Origin of the sequence: Mesorhizobium captivum (assembly GCF_033977165.1) — a bacterium.
Taxonomy (GTDB): Bacteria; Pseudomonadota; Alphaproteobacteria; order Rhizobiales; family Rhizobiaceae; genus Mesorhizobium; species Mesorhizobium captivum.
Window position 1 is genome coordinate 1 of the sequence record NZ_JAVIJB010000072.1, and the last position, 19,247, is coordinate 19,247.

General features: G+C 59.2%; 8 protein-coding genes and 2 pseudogenes. 9 read left to right on the plus strand and 1 reads right to left on the minus strand.

Annotated elements, in window-relative coordinates; genetic code table 11:
- Positions 1 to 1,335, minus strand: a pseudogene (locus tag RFM40_RS32370) (hypothetical protein); the annotation flags it as partial.
- Between the two features lie 2,577 nt (positions 1,336 to 3,912).
- Here RFM40_RS32370 and RFM40_RS32375 point away from each other — a divergent pair.
- The 9 genes and pseudogenes from RFM40_RS32375 to RFM40_RS32415 all read left to right on the plus strand — a co-directional run.
- Positions 3,913 to 10,839 carry a shikimate kinase gene (locus RFM40_RS32375; RefSeq protein ID WP_320253360.1) on the plus strand — a complete coding sequence of 2,309 codons (6,927 nt, stop codon included), beginning with the start codon at positions 3,913 to 3,915 and terminating at the stop codon, positions 10,837 to 10,839.
- 981 nt (positions 10,840 to 11,820) lie between these two features.
- Positions 11,821 to 12,030: a nodulation protein NopA gene (locus RFM40_RS32380; protein WP_320230220.1), complete on the plus strand. Its 210-nt coding sequence runs from the start codon at positions 11,821 to 11,823 to the stop codon at positions 12,028 to 12,030.
- Between the two features lie 114 nt (positions 12,031 to 12,144).
- Positions 12,145 to 13,035 carry a SctD/MshK family protein gene (locus RFM40_RS32385; protein WP_320230221.1) on the plus strand — a complete coding sequence of 297 codons (891 nt, stop codon included), beginning with the start codon at positions 12,145 to 12,147 and terminating at the stop codon, positions 13,033 to 13,035.
- Between the two features lie 26 nt (positions 13,036 to 13,061).
- Positions 13,062 to 13,637 (plus strand): hypothetical protein, encoded by a 576-nt coding sequence (locus RFM40_RS32390; protein WP_320230222.1) that lies wholly within the window; start codon positions 13,062 to 13,064, stop codon positions 13,635 to 13,637.
- Positions 13,638 to 13,679: 42 nt separating this feature from the next.
- A complete protein-coding gene (locus RFM40_RS32395) occupies positions 13,680 to 14,057 on the plus strand; it encodes a histidine kinase (RefSeq protein WP_320217578.1) in 378 nt (125 codons plus the stop codon).
- Between the two features lie 11 nt (positions 14,058 to 14,068).
- On the plus strand, positions 14,069 to 16,162 hold the full coding sequence (gene sctV / locus RFM40_RS32400; RefSeq protein ID WP_320230223.1) for a type III secretion system export apparatus subunit SctV: 2,094 nt from the start codon (positions 14,069 to 14,071) through the stop codon (positions 16,160 to 16,162).
- A gap of 37 nt (positions 16,163 to 16,199) precedes the next feature.
- The gene (locus RFM40_RS32405) at positions 16,200 to 16,739 is read left to right on the plus strand and encodes a tetratricopeptide repeat protein (RefSeq protein ID WP_320230224.1); all 540 of its coding nucleotides are present in this window, start codon (positions 16,200 to 16,202) and stop codon (positions 16,737 to 16,739) included.
- A gap of 457 nt (positions 16,740 to 17,196) precedes the next feature.
- Positions 17,197 to 18,051, plus strand: a complete 855-nt coding sequence (locus RFM40_RS32410) for a MurR/RpiR family transcriptional regulator (RefSeq protein ID WP_320230226.1) — start codon at positions 17,197 to 17,199, stop codon at positions 18,049 to 18,051.
- Positions 18,052 to 18,381: 330 nt separating this feature from the next.
- Positions 18,382 to 19,158 (plus strand): annotated as a pseudogene (locus RFM40_RS32415) (transposase family protein); the annotation flags it as partial.
- Positions 19,159 to 19,247: the final 89 nt, after the last annotated feature.

Below are 19,247 nucleotides of genomic sequence, written 5' to 3' on the forward strand. Positions count from 1 at the left end.
GGAGGGCAAATCAACCAGAGGGTCAAGACCGCGGTAGATGTCTGAGGACGGAGACCTCGCAGACGAGGGCGTGGAGGACTGCATCTGCGTGGTGAGCCAATCCCAAGCCCCCTCGAACGGAGTATGCGGAGCTGAGGAAAACTCTTGAAACGAGCTGGCCTGCTGGGCGCCTTCCCCGGCGAACGAACCCGCCTCCTCAGGATCCCGCAACCCGAGCGCTCTGTTCGCCTCAACGACTTGTAGGTATTGCCGAAGGTCGTTGAGACGCAGCTTGGCGTGCTTAGTGGCTTGTTCGAAGCCCTTGACATCTCGCATCAACTCACTTTGTTGCTGCTGACCCCCCTTGAGTCGGCTCACTATGCTCCCCTTCTTCTCCCTTTGGAGCCAATCACTAAACCTGCGTTGCACGCTAGCCGCATGGAAAATAGGGGCCTTCTGTTTCGCAGTCGGCTCGGGTCCAAGGTTGCTCAATCTTTCTTGGGTCACAAGGTCGATAAGTTCGGCGTCGTCGGGATAAGCATCCAGGAGGCGCCGCCCCATGATACGCGGGCCGGGCCCGATCTGTTCGATGCCGCACCCTTCCGACATAAGCCTCCGGAGATGATTCAGCGTCGACTGAAGACGGTTCTCAGGGTCGTTACCCTGGGCTTTATACAGGTCTAAATCGTCCGCCAGCGATTCATCTCGAAACCGAGAAGCCAACGGCTCCTTGTCGTTCTCATGGAGCCAGTTGGCGAATTTTTTTGCATGTATCAGGCTGCTGTCAATCGTGTTTTTGGGAACCCCGGCTTGCATGGCTGCCGTTTTGAACCTCTTCATGAGCGCAGCATCTTCGGCAGGAGGGGCAGCCAAGCGCTGTCGGCGGTGGGGGTTGAAATTTGGGGGGCGTTCCTCGACGTTCGCGGCATGGAACTCCTGAAGCACTGTCAATGCTGCATGGATATCTCTTGTGCCAGAGAGTGTCGCAAGTCGATTCAGATCCTCGGGGCGGTCAAGCAAGCTGGACAGCGTTAAGTTCATGGGCCGTAGCCAGGTACGGAATTTATGCAGACTCGTCTCCCACCCACTAACGGTCTTTCTCGCACGGCCGGCGGATTGGGCCGCCTCGCTGAACCCCGCAATAAGCCTCTCGTCATCTGTGAGCTCAGCTGGTGGCAGATTGGTTTGTCGTATATTTTCCAATGCCTCTATGATTTGATCTTTGGTTTTCTTGCTGCCGGCAGAGTCAAATTGCTGCGCATACTCCCGTGCATCGTTGTCCAACTCATGGTCGTTCAACCGGTCGGCAATTGGGTCCCTCTCGCGCTGGTTAAGCCATGCACTGAACTGGTGCAAATGAGATGCATTCCTCTGGGCAGTCTGCACGAATGTGCTGCCGAGAGACGCCCTCAAAAACCTGGAAACAAGGATTTTGTCCGCCTCAAAGGGCTCGGTCGGGAGCCGTCGCTTCGCGTAATATATGCGAAGCTCTGAATGAACTACATCCGACGCCGACATTCCGGACGAGTCCTCGCGACAACTCCCCGAAAAGGCTTTGACGACACCCGACTTCACACGTGACCATAGGTGCCGGCCTTTGCCGTCCTTCGTCCGCACAGCAGGAGGCGCTCCCAAGGGCCCGGTGTAGCACGTGCTGCTGAACCCGCCATTTCGTGGCTTGGACTGCGGAGGCATCCACATTGAATCCTCTATGTCAGCGCGCTGGGGGGTTCCATGCGGCTTGGCAGGGCGAGTGTCAGGCATACTAGCTTCAGGGTAAGTAGCATCACTGGGGCGCGCACCAGCGGAACTGAGCTGCAACTCGCTCAGTTGCTGTTCAAAATGTGCTTGATCCGCGGGCATGCCTCCCGATTGTTGCCTCGCCCGCTGCTGTTCCTGCAGAGCAGCGTAGTCGCGCATCCAGGCGTCCGTATCAAACCATCCGTTGTGGGGCTCCAAATCACTCTCCCTAGATGAGACAAATCATAGCTGGACCCAAGCTAAGCTCGGATGCGGAATTTGCATTTCGATCGAACCTAACGGCCGCTTCGAAGGCTTTGCGTTGTTCAACGTCCGGTGTATCTCTCATTTAGCTGTCAAAAGGCTGACGAGCACCTTTGTACGTGCCGGTAATTTCACAGATATTGAAGTGCGCAGCCTGTGGGTGGCAATGACGAGGCTACTGGTTTGCCGGTCTGATGTTTGATGTTCAAACTGGTTGCGAACTCGGATGGCTGAGCGGGAATGAACAGGCAGATATGATCTCCTCGAACGCCACTGACAGACTGCTTCGACGTCACCGTGTCTATTGAGCTCTCGCCGCCTGCGTCCCATCGAGCGATCAGGCCATTGCGGCTCGTTTTGTGGTCACGACACGCGCCCTGTTGCCCAGGACAGTGTCGACACGAGGGTACCGACAGGAATCGAATTTTTTGCAGCTGGCGAACAACGCCTGCATGGTTGCCCGGTCGTCGGTCTGCAGCCGATATGGCAGGCGCGCAATTCCCATCGTTCGGCCTCTTCGGCCACGGAGCGGCCGCAGGGCTGACGATGACGCAGATTGCTCACAAATTTCCAGTTCTCTCAGGCTGTAGCTCGCGCCCGCTGCCGCAGTAGTTCCAGTGGTCTTCGCTTTTAGCAACTTCAGCATTTTGGCTGAGCGCAGGTCAGGTTTATGTAAGGTAAGGACGGCTATGTGCGATGGCCAAAGCTTTGTCATTGTCTCAGGAAAGCAACATTTTGCGAAAGATCGATGTCTGTCGGGTGGTACGGGGGACATCGTCGCCTTTGGCGCATGGCTCGATGACCGCGGTTCCCGTTATTTCCATGCCGCCGACGTGCGCGCGACATCTCCTGCCGCGACTGCTGCGCGTGCTCCGGATTAAGGCAAACTTTGGGAATAGCCGCCGGTGCCGTGCAAGCGATCGCGTCAGGGCGATCCACAAGACCTCGAACGGGACCGATGGGGTCTCACGCATGCTGAGTTGACCAATGGGGTGAGTACTTCGGTCGCATGCGCTTCGAGCGGCTGATGAGGGCATGGCCAGCGTCAGACTTTTCAGAACCCCCGTTTCTTGACGACCATCTTCGCCTGGGCGCCCGGTCCATCGCACTTCTCGCCCCACGGATGAGCGAATCAGCCTCGACACTATAGGCGGCGCATTGCCCGCATTGGAGATTGGATATATGACAGGCATTGGACGATCTGGAAGATCGCACATTGGAGGTGCTGACTCCGGCAGCACGCGGGGATCGAGCGGTCCGTGCTCGCAATCAGGCCGCGCCCCTGAAGAAGGCAGTCAATCGTTCAATTCCGTCGTGCAACGGATGCACTCTGGGCCTCAAAACCAAGGGACGTCCTCCGCTCCCATTGCGCCCCAAGCCGATAATTCTGCTGGCGGCCGCCCTGCCGGTCCCTCGCTTGGCTCACACCGACTTTTGGCTGCTGCTCTAGGTCAAATCAGTGGGCGGCGTCGTCGTTTCCCCTCGGTGCCGGAGGGCGAGGGGCCAACCCGAGAAGAAGGCTTCTTGCATCCTGATGACGAACCCTGGCGCGGCGATCGATCAGCCGGACCTTCATATACAGCCGCGCGCCCACCGCGTCAGCAAAGCGTGAGCGAACCGGCTGCCAGACCGGGAGAACGGCCGATCGACGATAAGGCCGGGCGGGACGGTCACGGCGGAATCTCGCTACGGAACGGACCAAGGCGGCAGCCCGGTGGCGAACCCCGGCGCAGCCATCAAGCGGCCGGAAGCTCGCGCATCGACGCGTTGCCGCCACATCGACAAAGCGTACCCGATCTGGGCGCCAGATCAGGCGAGCGACCTATCGACCATGTAGCTAGGCGGGATGGCCGCACTGCAAACTCGCAAGAACTGCTTAATGGCGCCCTACACGACATCGGTTTCGCTGGTGACATCCGCAAATTCTCAATGGCTGTGGTGCGCTATCGCAGAGATCTGAAGATGCCGGAACTTGCAACATTCCTGCAACAGGCCGCTGCCCAGTTCACATCTCGATTTGTCACCAACTGGCAGCACGATATCCGCGTCCGGCAAACATGGGGATATGCCACAGTTTGCAATGCAGTGAGCCGCGAGGAAGGCCCGGCAGGCATGGAAGCTTGCCGGGCCATGGCAGCTCAGGTGTCTAGGTTTGCCCACGAACTCATTGATGTCGAGCCCAAAGCGCTTGCGCTCTTGGCGTTATCGTTCAGCCGATATCCACGGGTGCCGGCTTGCCAAAATGGGATGGGCAGCATTGCTGAATTTTGTTGCGAGCAAAGCGGAGTGCTTCGGGAACTCGACAGTCAAAGCCTGGCCCTGTTGGCGAACGGGTTCAGCAAATGGCCGGAACAGGAAAACTCACGCCTTGCCTCGGTCGCAGTCTCCGGTGAGGTCCGTCGCCGCGCCGAACGGACAAACGGCCTCGCCGGTTTTGAGCCACAGCATTTGGCGAATCTGGTGAACGGTTTCAGCAAATGGCCGCAAGAGACGGGGTGTGGCGCGGCCACGGTCGCCATCGCCAGCGAGGTGGGCCGTCGCGCTGGCCAAGCCAACTGGCTCTGTGATTTTCATCCGCAGGAATTGGCCAATTTGGTGAACGGTTTCAGCAAATGGCCGGAAGCTGCAGGCTGCGGTGACGGCACAGGCGCGATCGCTGGTGAGGTGCTTCGCCGCGGCGGCAGCCGGCTCTCTGCTCTTGATTCGCAGAACTTGGCGAACTTGGTGAACGGTTTCAGCAAATGGCCGGAGAGGACAGGCTGTGGCGCGGCCACGGCGGTGATTGCCAAAGAGATTCTTCGCCGCGGCGCCGATGCGTTATCTGATTTTACTCCGCAGGGTCTGGCAAATCTGGTGAACGGCTTCAGCAAGTGGTCTGACACAGGGGGGTGTGGTGCGGCCACCCTCGCGATCGCGGGTGAGATTCGTCGCCGCGCCAGTGGAGCGGATCGGCTCGCCAATTTCACTCACCAGCACCTGGCAAACTTGGTAAACGCCTTTAGCAAGTGGCCTGGACAAGAGAGTTCACGCCTTGCCACTGTCGCGATCGCCGGTGAAGTCCGTCGCCTTGCCAACCGGCTCTCGGGTTTTGATTCGCGGGACTTGGCGAACCTGGTAAACGGCTTCAGCAAGTGGCCTGCCGAGTTGGCGTGTGCCGAAGCCACGGTCGCGATCGCCTGTGAGATTCGTCGCCGCGCCGATAGGCTGTCCGATTTTACTCCGCAGGCACTAGCGAATCTGGTGAACGGCTTCAGCAAACGGCCGGACCAAGTGAGCTGTAGTAGCGCCACGGTCGCGATCGCTGGTGAGCTGGTTCGCCGCGGCCCCGGCCGACTTTCCAGTTTTGCCCACCAGCATCTGGCAAACCTGGTGAACGGGTTCAGCAAGTGGCCCGATCAGGCGAACTGCCGCGAGGCCGCGCTCGCGATCGCTGGTGAGGTTCTTTGCCGCCGCGCCCGCCGGCTCCCTGGTTTTGATTCGCGCGAGCTGGCGAACCTTGCGCTCGGTTTCAGCAAATGGCCCGATGAAGCAGTCTGTGGTGACGTCACGGTCGCGATCGCTGGTGAGATGCTTCATCGCGGGGACCGTGCCGATGAGCTATCTGCTTTCAGCCCGCAGGATCTGGCACACTTGGCGAACGGTTTCAGCAAATGGCCAAAGCAGGCGGGTTGTGCTGCGGCCACCGTCGCTCTAGCCGGCGAGGTTCGCCGCCGCGCCGACGCGCTGTCCGTCTTTGATCCGCAGGATCTGGCCAACCTGGTAGGTTGCTTCAGCAAATGGCCGGAACAAGTGGAGTGTCGCCGCGCTACCGTCGCGATCGGTTGCGAGATCCGGCGCCGCGCTGACCACGCTGGCCAGCTATCTTATTGTACCCCGCAGTCTCTGGCGAACCTGGTGAACGGCTTCAGCAAGTGGCCGGATGAGACGGGCTGTTGCCAGGCCACCCTTGCGATTGCCGGTGAGGTTCGCCGCCGCGGCGCCCACCTGACCGATTTTACTGCGCAGGAGCAGGCGAACCTGGTGAATGGCTTCAGCAAGTGGCCGGTAGAGGCGGGCTGTCGCGAGGCTACCGTCGCGATCGCCGGCGATGTGCTTCGCCGTGCCGATCGCGCCGAGCAGCTATCTGCTTTCAATCCGCAGGATCTGGCAAATCTGGTTAACGGTTTCAGCAAGTGGACTGACGAGACGGGGTGCGGGGACGCCTCGGTCGCAATTGCTGCTGAAGTTCGTTGTCGCGCCGACCGCACCGGGGGGCTGTCCGATTTCTCCTCGCAGCAACTTGCCATTGTCCTGCATGGCTTCAGCAAATGGCCCGAACAACCGGTATGCCATGGGGCGATCATGGATATCGCGCGCGGGTTCGGCGCGGCGGGTCCAAGATTTAGCACCTTCACTACCGTCGCGCTCGGCACCATCGCCAATATCTTGGGGCGCGGCGTCGTGCGGGGACAGGACGCCGGAGAAATTGCAGACACCGCTCTGCTGAGGGATCGGCTGCATCAGCTGGCCCATCATCTTCATTACGCCAGCGATCGCCTGGAGCAGGCCGACGCGCTAAGCATCGTGCATATCTTCAAGGCGCTGGCGAAGGCGCAGTTGCATGACGATTTGGGTCTACTGGCACGGACAGGCTTGGATCGACTCGAGGCATTGCGTCGGACCTCTGGCTTTGCCCCCGAGAACCTCGAGACCATGGGCAATCTCTGCGCCGCTCTGGTGCCGTTAGCGCGCAGCTCCCAAAGGGCGTTGCGCTGGCACCGCAGGCAGACTTTGAACCTGCTGAACGACATTCAACCAGTCATGGAGCACAAGATCAAGGCGCAACTCAAGGCAAGCGAGGCCGAGCGGATCGCTGGACCGAATTCGAGCCGCTGTCCCGCCTTGTCGATTTATCAAGTGCTCAAGGCCCGTGCTGTCCTTGAGGGGCTTTACAAGAGGCCCTACGTCGATGCCGAAAGTTCCACTTTGAAGCGGCGTCGGGATGAGCTGCATCGCGGAACCAGGGAGATCCTGGCCAGCACGCGCGGCCTCATCGAAGGCGACCTTTCCAACATGAGCTGGAACCTGATCGCGCAGATCGAGGCAGAGGGGCCGGTCGAGGCGCTGGACGAGTTCATGGCCCAGAACGCGGCACTGATCCAGGCCCGACATCCAGCCGCCGTCTTCGATGTCCATAAGGTATTGCGCGCTATGGACCACGAGCCGAGACCGCCGGAGGGTGATGCGGGGCTGATGCAGTTGCCGGTGGTGGACATGCAGGGGCGGCGATTGCCGACGGAGCCCGAGACGCGCTATTCCATTTTCCATCGCCTGACCTCAGGGGCGGTGAAGGTGGTCGCGGTACAACTGCCGGGAAAGCCGAGCGCCTTCATGCTGGGGCGGACATTGAGTGTCGAGGGTGTGCCATACCGGATGGATCTATTCGGCGGCAGCAAGTCAAAACCGCCGAAAAAGACCCTTGCCCAGATCGCCGCCCGCGCTCCAGGCGAAACGGGGGCTCAGGCGCTCGGGGGGAAGCTGCTGGCAATTCCATATGCCGAAACCGCACCGGGTACGGCGTTCGAGCAGCTGTCGCGACACTGGGCGCCATTCAAAGAAGCCTATTATTACACGCAGCGCCGAGGCTTTGCCGCGCCCCCGGCGATCAAAGGTCTAGGGCCCCACGACTACGCACTCGAAGGAGCCTTCAAACTGTCGCTGCTGCCGGACCGTCTGACGGGCGAAGCGCATCCCTTCAGGCTGACCGGGCCGGAAGGCCCGATCGCCTTGCGACCGCATGACGGTTGCGGCTTCATAAAGGCTTCGTTGGCCGAGCGTATGCCGGCTGTTCGTCGGGCCGTTCAAGGCCAAGGTCTCGATCGGGTGGCCGCTTTTGCTGAGGCAAGGAGATCGTCCGTTCCTGCCTCGGCGCTGCAACATTATCCGCGCAGCGAGCTGGTGGCGGATGAGACGCGCGAGAAGGCCAAGACCTGGCTCGACAGCAGAGAAGGACAAGAGCTGGGGGCCGAGGATCTGTTTCGCACCGTGACGGCCGGACACATCGACGCTCCCGGCGCGGTCGCCGTACCGTCCAGTGATGATTGCGTCCATGTGCCCACGCTCAAGAGCGAGACCTTGACGGGGAGGGGTGGCGTGCTGATCGGGCGAGCCCCCTATGACAAGGCCAACCTGCGGCCATTTGGCGCCAGGCAAGTCAGGTCGGCAGGTGACGGGGATGCGACTGCGGCCTTCCTGGATGGCTGCGTAGCCATTCAATACAGTTTCAATGTCGCCGAGAAGAAGGGGAAAGAACTGGCGGGCGACGATCCGATGTTTTTTGCCAAAGGCATTCTGATCGTCGTGCCAGACAAGATGTGGCCGGCCGACTACGCGGAGCGTGGGCTGGTGCTGTCCGCCGAAGACGTCAAATCGCATTCGAGCTGGACACACGGCAAGGATCGAGCCAAGGTGGACACGCCGGTCGACAGCATAGGCATCCTCCAGGCGACGGAGGTGTTTGCTCCGGGCTCTTTGGTTGCTATCCCGACCAGTGAACAGAAGAAGCTTGACGGCGACTTCGACGGGGACGCGGTCATCATCATCGGCGACCGACCGCAGCTTTATGAGCATGTGCGGCAGTTCGATGAGAAGGAGCAAGCGCGCGGCGTTCGCTCACTCAAGCCGGCGAAGTCGCATACCCCGGCGCTTAAGGACGATAGCTACCAATTCAGTCGTGCCCGCCAGATCCTTGCCACCACGCAGGACGTCCTGGAAACCTATAGCTGCCTGCAGCGAAACTTTCTGGCGCAGTCCGACGAGGCGCGACGCTGGTTTGCCGAGCGTGCTGTCTTCGGCACCTACGAAGGCATTCACCACGAGCTTAGGCGGGACATCGCTAACCTGTTGAACGCGGAAGAGGTGCGAGGCCAGGATATCCAGGACACGCTCGCCAGGGCGAGGCAGGAGATCGAGGTCGCCCGGCATCCGGTCGCGCGCGAGATGGCCGCGTTGCTCGTGACCGAGCTCGCGGCATGGGCGGCGAAGGCGGATCAGCAAAACTTGTCCGCAACCGTCGAGACCGTGGACGATTTAAGCCCGTCGGTGAGCCCAGCGCTTGCAAACCTCTTCCAGGAATTGGCGGAGAGCTATCCGGCAACGTCCCAGCCTCGCGACCGCGTCCAGCTTTTGCTCGACCACACTCAAGCCCGGATCGATCCTTCCCCGGATGGCTACAATCCGGACGACCTCGTCGAAAGCACAAGCAACCTGCTGAGCCTCGGCATTAAGGTCGGGACGGATGCCTATAAATCCGACACCGGCACCCGCCGGTTTCTGAAAAAAAGCCATGAGCTGCAGCGGCTCCTATGCCAGACGCCGGGCTTGCAGCCCGTGCCCTACGTCAAGAGCATGGCGGCGACACTCAGCCAGGGCAGGTTCGAAGTCGATGCGACCTTGGAGGAACTGAAGGACAATCCCACGCTGGCGGCTTGCGTCATGGAGGCCTCGATCAAATTCGCCGCACAGAACGGCCTGTTGCCCGAACGCTCCGGCCGCCGCCCTGCCGCCGTGGATTCCGATGTGACGGTAACGCTGAGCCGCCAGGAAGCATCGGAGCAGGCCAAAATCGAGGCGACGCGCGCGAGAGTTGAAGAGGAGGCAATCACCGCAGCGGCAATCTGGGTTGCCGAGAGCCTCAGGCAGGCCGGCATCCCGGTGAACATGCCTCATTTCGATCGCCGGGTGCGATCGGAAGGCTCGATGGCTGAACAGCTCACCGGATTGAACGCCCCCTCTGGCAGCGCGCCGCAGCTGATAAGCAACGCTGTCCGCCACATCTTCGAACTCCCCAACCAGGATTTTACCCGTGGCTTTAAGAAAGCCATCCTGGCCTTCGACGAGCGCGGCTACGCCGAACGCCACACAACCAACTGGTTCAGGATGCGCAATCCGACTTTCAGCGGCATCCAGAGCGTGCTCGCCACACCGCATGGTTATCGCTTCCAGGTTGAGTTCCATACGCCGGCCAGCTACCAAGCCAAGCTCGCCAATCATCACACATACAAGCAGCTGGACCAGCTGCGGCGGGCGGGAGGGGACGCTCCTGCGGAGCAACTCATGCAGCGCGTCATGGAAAACTGCCAGGGCGTTCCAGTCCCCGATGGCGCTCTGGCCGTGCTTCAGTGGGAAGCCGAAGGCGAACGCGGTGCAGGCGCCACTGCGGCCCTGAAATTGCGACCTGTCGGGCAACCAAGCATGCCGCAAACCGTCGGGTCATCACAGGCGAAGGAAGTCGTCGCGGCGCTCGGCAGTCGGCCGGTCGTGCTCGTTGGCATGCCGGGCGCCGGCAAATCCAGCATCGGCCCAGCTCTCGCGAAGCGACTGCAGTTCCACTTCCACGACACGGACAAAATAATCGAAAAGCAGACCCACAAATCGATCTCGCAAATCTTCGAAGAGCAGGGCGAGGTCTACTTCAGGGAGATGGAGGCGAAACTGATCGCCCGTCTGCTGGAGGAAGCGCCCGCGGTGATCGCCACCGGCGGCGGCGCGTTGATGCATGAGCAGAGCCGCCGTCTCATCGGCGACAAGGCGGTCTCGATCTGGCTCGATACCAAGCTGGAGGTTATCAAAAAGCGCCTCAAAAGGGATACCAGCCGCCCGCTGCTGCGAGGCCCTGACCCGGAGCAAAAGATCGCCCAACTGATCGATGAGCGCAGACCATTCTACCAACAAGCCGATCTCACCTTCATCCCGCCTCACCAACAAGACAAAAAGAACGCGGATCCATGCCTCAGCGCGCTACACGCCCATCTGTGCCCAACGCGGCCGCCACTCAGCAATTCGCCAATATTGTTGCGTCACCAGGATAAACCGTAGACAAGCACAGGAACTGACGGGAGCGTGTGAATGAGCCCTCGGTATCGTTTCAAGTCGCAGGGCAGTGAAAACACCGATACGAGAGAGTAATAACCACCGAAGCGGAGTCAGGGGGGCCATCGTCGATGGCCTCATCGCGCGTCCGGATTTGTTGCCCCCCCCAAACGCCACCGCAGCCGCCAAGCGCTCGCTGGCAAAAGCACTCGCTGACTTGCGTCTGAAAAAATAAAGCACCGTTCCGCACCCGCGCTATATACCTACGGACCGCCAGTTTAGCGGCGATCGTGAACGGGTCTATAACGATGGCGCGGGGAGCCCCCTACCATCTGAATTCATCCATCGGCAGAGTTCGCATACTACGAACGCTTCACATCGAACTGCTTCAATTGCGGCACCGAGCATGACAGCCCCTTCCGATCCCACCTTGCCGGGAAAATGGCGCCTTTAAAGCCGCCGTCGCATCGATATGAGCAGGCCAGCCCGTACACGACCATCAGTTTTGTGACAGCGTCCCTTCGTTTTTTTTTGAGCCGTCAGCTTCTCGAAAGCTCGCGCTCTTACTTTGAGCAAGTCGATTTTGAACACTGCATCGCAGCCTCTTGAGGGCAATAAAGGAACCGAGGTACCTGATGGTCGGAGCAATTAGAGGTGGAGGTGGCGGCACCGGTGCTTCCTTGGCTCGTGCGGGCCATGGGGATAGGCAGGATGAGCCCGGCGGGCCTTCTGGTAGTGGCCGACCGGTTGGGGAGGGTGGTCGGGACAGCGGTTCGGTCAGTTCCGGAAGTGACCCGCAAGCCGTAGATCAGAATGCGGCATTCCAAAGTGTTCTGAGTTCCATTGCGGTACAAATGGCGAGCGATACCATGGCTGATTTCGATGACGCCATGGGTGACACGGAAGAGGATGCCTGACGCCGGATCCTTCGGCGTCAGGAGTGTAAGCCGTCAAGACGGCGCAATTCGAAAGGAAAGGTAAAACGATATGTCTAAAGTTGCTCCCCCTGCTGGTGGTGGTGCTGCTCCGGCCATTGGCAATATGGCTGCTGAAGGGGCTGGGACTGCCGCCTTCCAGTCGCAAATTGCGGCGCTCACGGCAATGAGCGCAGAGGCGACGGAAAGGAGCGTGATGCTGCGCACCGTTACAACCAACCTTCAATCAATCAAGAAGGTGGCCGACGAGCGCGTTCAGTAACATTGCAAACGGGACGTAGTGTCGTCCCGATCGCTGCCTTGGCAGTGCAATGTGGAGTCAAAATGAGCCGTACGGCCATGCTGTACGGCTCATCTCCTTGTGCGGGAGAGTTCCGTGAATGACGCCATTTCCGTCGATTTCGAGGTGCTGTCGGGCCTCTATTCTGGGCTGACTGGTAATGCGCCTCTGGGGCCGAATGTAATCGGTGGTGGTCTTGAGTCCGATATAATTTTCATCGAGCAAGGGCTAGAGGCGCGTCATCTTCGTATCAGTCTTCTTGGCAATTCGATCGAGGTCGAGGCCCTTGCGGATGGGGTCCGCATAGAGGGCAACCAAAATGTTGCAGCAGGCGAGCGCGTTGTTGTGTCTCTTCCTGTCGTCATTCATGTGGGCGCGATGTCCATTCTCTGGTCCGTTCAAGATGCCGGGCAAAAGCGCCCCATTGGCATGCGTCGCCTCTCAATGCCAGTGATAGCCGTCGTCTTGCTGAGCTGCATTGGAGTCGGCGCGCTCTCAACCATTTTTTCCCTCTACGGCAGCGCCAGTGGATTGAGCGCCAATCCTACTAACCCCGCACCTATATCGAAGGTAACCATCAACCGCCCTGGTGATCAGAGCGTCCAGTTAGCGGCGAAAGCGCTGCAAGACGAAATTGATCGGGCGCAGTTATTCGATATCAAGATCAAATCCGCAGACAGTGTTGTTACCGCCGAGGGCACCGTCACGCCTGCCTTGGTCTTCAAGTGGCAGAAGATCCAACAGCGGTTCGATCATCGCACGAATGGAGCGCTAACACTCGTGAACGGTGTGGTGATCAAAGAGGACAAGGCGCCATCCGCAATCCCCATTGAAGCTGTTTGGCGCGGGAATCTGCCACATCTTCTGATCGGTGGGCAGAAGTATTTCATCGGCGCTCTATTGGATAATGGATGGATGGTCGATCGGATTGAGGACGCTCATGTGCTGCTGAGCCGAAATGGCCGCGTTGCTGCGCTCCCTTATTAAACTTCCAGGTTCGGTAGGAGAACTCCATGGTCAAGATGTCCAGCTACCCTGTCGGCTCCGGCACCTCGGCGCGCGATCTTAACATCGAGCCTGCAGGAGCAGCCGAGCCGGCCAATGATGGAACCAAGAATGCGGGGAAAATCGCGCTTACGAATATGGAGATCGATCGCGCTCATGCAAATAGTAGCAAGAAGCATGCATCGACTTTGCGGCGTGCGCACGCGCACGATATGCCGCTCGCACGCACGGCCAACGGATCGTTGGGAATTAGTGAAATCGAGGCGGTCACGCGCGTCAGCCCAAGCGAGAGCACTCAGATCAGTGAGATCGACTCCCGCGCTGCAATGGCCGCTCTTTATGGCCATACTCTCGCACGTAGCCAGCTCTCCTTCATCACGCCACGCCTACGTCATCCGGAAATCCTGCGCGAAGGGAAGCGTAGTGTTCTTCTGGAGCGCTTGGTCGACGCGCTATCGGCGGTACCTGAGGATTCGGTGGCGCGTGAAGGTATTTCCGCCCTCCAAGAGGAGTTCCGGCGGCTGGTGCTGTTGCGACAGAACCGGAACAGCTTGATCAAGGCGAGCGAAGGTCGACCTGGATGAAGAATAACACTCAAATGTTACGTCATCCCGTCGGGACACACGTTGCCAAAGACCGGTGATGTCGTGCTGATTTCCGAGCAGGAGCGAGATTTGCTCTGCGCCCTTTCCTATGCCCACCTAGCGTGTGGGCAGAGCGCCCAAAGCCTAGCCTTGTTGCGGCTCGCCGTCAGCGACAATTCTCAAGATGTCAGCCTGCTACGGATTTTCGCCTATGCGCTGATTGCTGAGGGTCTCGGCGATGAAGCACTGACGATCCTGGACAGGCTGGACGTACTTGATGACCAGCAATCTTCTCGCGTCCCTCTCACTCTCATGCGTAGCCATGCGCTGCTGCGAGCCCGTCGCATGGACGAGGCGCGAGCCGTTTTCCAAAGCTACGTTTCACTTCGCAGCGGCACAGTTCTTCTCAAACAAACATAAAGAAGGTCGCAATGGCGAACCTCATGCGCAACTTCATCGCGCGAGCGCCGGCCAACCCGGATATAATGGTCGCGTTAATGCTGCTTCTGGCGATCGGCATGATGATCATGCCAATCCCAATCGCGGTCGTTGACGTCCTGATCGGATTCAACCTCGGATTCGCCATACTTCTTCTAATGGTTGCCCTGTATGTCGGCACGCCACTTGAACTTTCTTCCCTGCCCGGCGTCATTTTGATCTCTACGGTGTTTCGCCTCGCGCTTACCATTGCAACGTCGCGACTAATCCTTGCGGAGGGGGAGGCCGGCAGCATCATCCACACGTTCGGCGATTTCGTAATCTCAGGCAACATCGTCGTAGGTTTTGTCATCTTTCTAGTGGTGACCATGGTCCAGTTCATGGTTCTCGCAAAGGGTGCCGAACGCGTTGCAGAAGTGGCGGCGCGATTCACGCTGGACGCTCTGCCAGGCAAGCAAATGGCGATCGATGCCGAGCTAAGGAATGGCCACATCGATGAGCATGAATCTCGTAGGCGGCGCGCCATGTTGGAGAAAGAAAGCCAACTTTATGGCGCTATGGACGGGGCCATGAAGTTCGTAAAGGGCGATGCCATCGCCGGGCTGGTGGTTATCTGTATCAACTTGCTGGGCGGAGTTTCCATCGGGCTGTCTAAGGGTTTGCCCTTCGGCGAGGTGCTGCACCAATACACTCTGCTGACCATAGGTGATGCATTAATCTCACAGATTCCGGCGCTGCTGCTGTCGATTTCATCGGCGACCATAGTCACGCGTGTAGGTGGGGCCGGGAGACTCAACCTTGGTGCCGACATAGCCGGCCAGCTCACCGCCAATACGCGGGCATTGAGGCTGGCTGCTGGTGTCATGGTTGCGATGGGGTTTGTTCCCGGCTTCCCTCTGCCCGTCTTTCTCGTGTTGGCCGCAGTCTTCGCGACGGCAAGTTTTACCAAAGGTGATAAGCAAAACGGCGACAATGCAAATGCTACCACTGCAGCTCCCGGGGAGGCAAAAAAGCAAACCCCACCTCCGGAAGGAGGTCCGATCACCCTGCTCCTTGCACCGAGCCTTGGCGATGCGATCAACCAAACCGAATTGCAACAGCACATTGAGCGCGTTTCGGAACTGGTCTCATCTGACCTCGGCATCATTGTTCCTCGCATCCCTGTTGCAGTCGAACAGCAGTTGCCGGACCCGCAGTTCAGGATAGATGTCGAGGGCGTACCGGTCGAACAGGATGCGATTGATCCGACGCAGCTAAGGCTTACCGACGATCTGGCCAATATTGAATTGAGCGGCATCCCCTTCCAGCATGACCCACAAGCGGGCAAGATCTGGGTCGAACAAAGCCATGCATCGGCTCTCAATGACGCCGGCATCGGCTATCACAGTCCCATCGAACTTATTGCATCGCGAGTCCAGGCAACGCTGACGCGCCGTGCGCGGCGCTTGGTGGGCATCCAAGAGACCCGTGAATTGCTGGGCCGAATGGAGCAGAAATATGCCGATTTGGTGAAGGAGGTGCTACGCACGACGCCGATCCCCCGGATCGCCGATGTCCTGCGCCGTCTACTGGACGAAGATATCCCGATCCGCAACACCCGCCTCGTCCTGGAGGCATTGGCCGAATGGGGGGAGCAGGAGCAAAACGTCGCATTGTTGACGGAATATGTTCGTTCCGGTCTGACACGGCAGATCTGTCATCGTTTTGCCAACGCTCAAGGTGTGGTGCCCGCCTTTATTATCGAACGTGAAACCGAGAATTTGGTGCGCAGCGCGATACGTGATTCGGCTGTTGGTCCCTACCTCGTATTGGGGGACGGGCAAAGTGAGATGCTGCTGTCACAAATGCGGCAGATCCATTCGAACCCTGCGCCGGGTCAGCGGCATCCTGTCATATTGGCTTCAATGGATGTCCGACGCTTCGTCCGCGGTTTCCTTACTCGCAACGGGATCGATCTCGTCGTTTTGTCTTATCAGGATCTGGATTCGGAGTTTACGATTCAGCCGGTCGGATCCGTCAAGCTCACCGCTGCAACGAATCATGAAACGTCAGGAGAACGTAACAATTTGCGCGTTGAGCCCAGCTGAACTGTGTAGCATTAGTCGTAAGGATAGCGGCATTCACATGAGAACAACAGTCGTTTCGCAGTTGCGTTCAGTTCGTCTGGCGTCAGTTCCCTTCGCAATACTTGTCATTCTTCCTCTCGGCGGTTGCGCTAGCTGGGGCACGCAAGCCCTTTCAGTGAAGGACACGCCGTCACCCGAGTTGCTCGGTGCCAAGGATATCAATCCGGCCATGCGCGAACGCATCTTGAGCTCCGTTGGTCAGGATGCTCACGAGCGGGCTTTGCGGGATCAGCTGCAGCAGCAACCAGGCAATGTCGACGCGGCGATCCAGCTTACGAAAGCCCTACTAGCAAGGAAACTCCCGAAGGAGGCCCTTCAGGTGCTCGACGGGGTTTTGATTGCGGCTCCAGGCAACTTGCGCACATTGAACGCGAAGGGAGTTGTGCTCGACATTTGCGGACGGCATGGCGCGGCACAAGCGCTATATCGCCAAGCGCTCAGGAAAGAACCGGGGAACCAGATGTTGGTCAACAACCTTAACCGGTCGCTCGCGCTTGACGAGAAGTCCGGACGGAGTGCGCCGGCACGATCGCGGTAGACTGGCATTCGCGCGGAAGCTCATCGCAGGCGATCAACATAGTCGCAGCAGCTTTTCATCAGTTGTTCCCCATTCTCCCCGCAAAACCTGACGAGCCCGAAATCAGCGCGAAAAAGCGTGGTCCATAGGTACGCGAATTGATCTCTCAAATGCTCAAATCCAGTAAGTGTGCGCCTTCTACGGCAATCAAACAGGGTATGTCTCCGAACGTAAGTGCCTCTGCGTTCTTGAAACTTGAAGGCGCAGAAGAGGGTGCTTATCGCTACGACATGAGATGTCATTCAGAAAGGGCGCGGCATTTTGTTTTCAATGAAGAACTGGCGCGTATCTCATCGGGTGATGTAGCCCAGTACCGGTGCAGTGCGGTTCAGCAAGAGCGTCCAATTGGAATTTTTTCGAGTGTCTATTCTTGTGAAATCGGGCGTACCTTTCAGCTGGCCGACTGGCGCGAAGGGCCATGAAAAAGGGGCCTCTAACCGACCTTTTAGTCGAACGGTTTGAGACGATGCCGCCTCAGGTCCAGCGGGCTGCCCGGTTTGTGTTGGACCATCCGCAGGACGTCGCGTTGATGTCCATGCGCGAGCAAGCGCATTTGGCGGGTGTGTCCCACACGACCATGATGAGGCTAGCGCGATGGCTCGACCTCGACCGCTACGAAGACATGCGCAGCGTTTATGCGAAGGCCCTGCGCACGTCTGCCGAATCGCCGCTGCCTGAGCGTCGGCAGGATGGCGATGGCAGTTACTCAACGGTCGGAGTCGTCGCGGGCACGCTGGCAGCGGAAATCGCGAGGCTCGGGGAATGCGCGAACGCGATGCAGCTGACGGCGGCTGCCAGTGTCCTTGCCGAGAGCCGAAATCTCTTCAGCCTTGGCCTGCGCGCAGAGCATCCGGTGGCACAGCATTTTGCCTACACGCTGTCACGGCTCGGCCGGCAGGCGGTCGTTCTTGATGCGGCCGGGGGGCTCGGCATCGATGCCTTGCGAGGTGTCGGGAAAGGCGACGTAGTGCTGGCGGTAGGCATCGAGCCTTACTGTCGTGCAACCATCGAAACGGCTAGGCAAGCAGCGCGCCAAGGAGTGGCTGTGGTTGCCATCACCGACAGCAGCGTATCGCCGCTCGCCCGTATGGCCAAGGCAAGCGTCATTGTAATTAGCAATCCTCAATCCTTCTTCAAAAGTATCGCGCCGGCTCTGGTAGCAAGCGAGATCTTGGCCAAGTTGATCGCTGCCAAGTCCGGATTGAATGTCGATGAGGTCGTGAAGGAAATCGAGCGCCAGCTCGCGGAGCTGGATGTCTTCTGGAAACGATAGTGGGAAGCGCAGCGGGTGGGCGAAATGTAATCCAAACCGCTGGTACCGGGATTAGCGCGTTTCCGGAAATTACTTGATGATTACCCGCGTGATTATCCGCGCAAGGCGACATGGAAGGGTGCGCCTCTGCCAGGCGAGCTGACCGATGACGCACTTGTGTGGATGCCGGCCATTTTGCAAGAAAGATTTTGAACCTTTGAACGTGATCGAGTGCGGTCTTGTGTCAGGCTTTGAGTTGCAGCATGTGAACGGCCGCACCTGAGACAGGCCTGACACAAGACCGCACTCGATCAAAGTTCAATGCTCTCCTTGCAAAACGGCTGGCATCCACACAAGTTCAAGCAGGCCAACAAGGCGCTGCGCAGGCTCAAGACCTATCTCGGCCGAACCATTCGCGACATCGCTCGCCAGATCGCCGGCCAAGAAGAGCTCGAGGTGATCTTCAGGTGGCCGCTCTACCAGGCTTCAGCGGTTCTGGAGCACCGTCAGAGCCAGCGCGGCGGCAAGATCTGGAGCCTGCATGCGCCCGAGGTCGAGTGCATCAGCAAGGGCAAGGCGCATGCCCCTTACGAGTTTGGCGTCAAGGCCCGAGAGGAAGGCCGGATAGATTCGCGCTTTTCCGCCAGCCCGGCGCGGGCAAGCAGCTTCTGCGCCACCACGCTCGAACTCGAAAGGTGGCCAGTTCGCCCTGCACGCGAAGGCACTGCCGGGCAATCCTTATGACGGCCACATACTCGCAACGATCGGCCCCAACATGGACAAGACCATCGGCAACCAGATCGGACGCATCCTCGCCGACGCTGGATACCGCGGCCACAATGCACCTCAAAGCCACAAGTTCAGGGTCATCACCGCCGGCCAGAAGCGGTGCATCACACCGGCCATCAAGCGGCAGATGCGCCGCCGCTCCGCGATCGAGCCATCGGCCACATCAAGGCCGAACACCGGATGGACCGCAACTAACTCGCCGGCGAGCAGGGCGACGCCGTCAACGCCATCCTGGCCGCCGCCGGCTACAACGTCTCGCTGCTGCTCAACTGGTTCAGGCAGCTTCTGTGGCTGCTCCTCGCCGCGCTCCAAAGCCGGCCGAAATCCCTCGAATGTTGACGAGCCTCATTGTTCACGGCGACTAGATAGGGAGAGCCTGATTTTTCTGCAGACCCAGTTCACGCCGCACTCGGATCGCTCTCATAAGA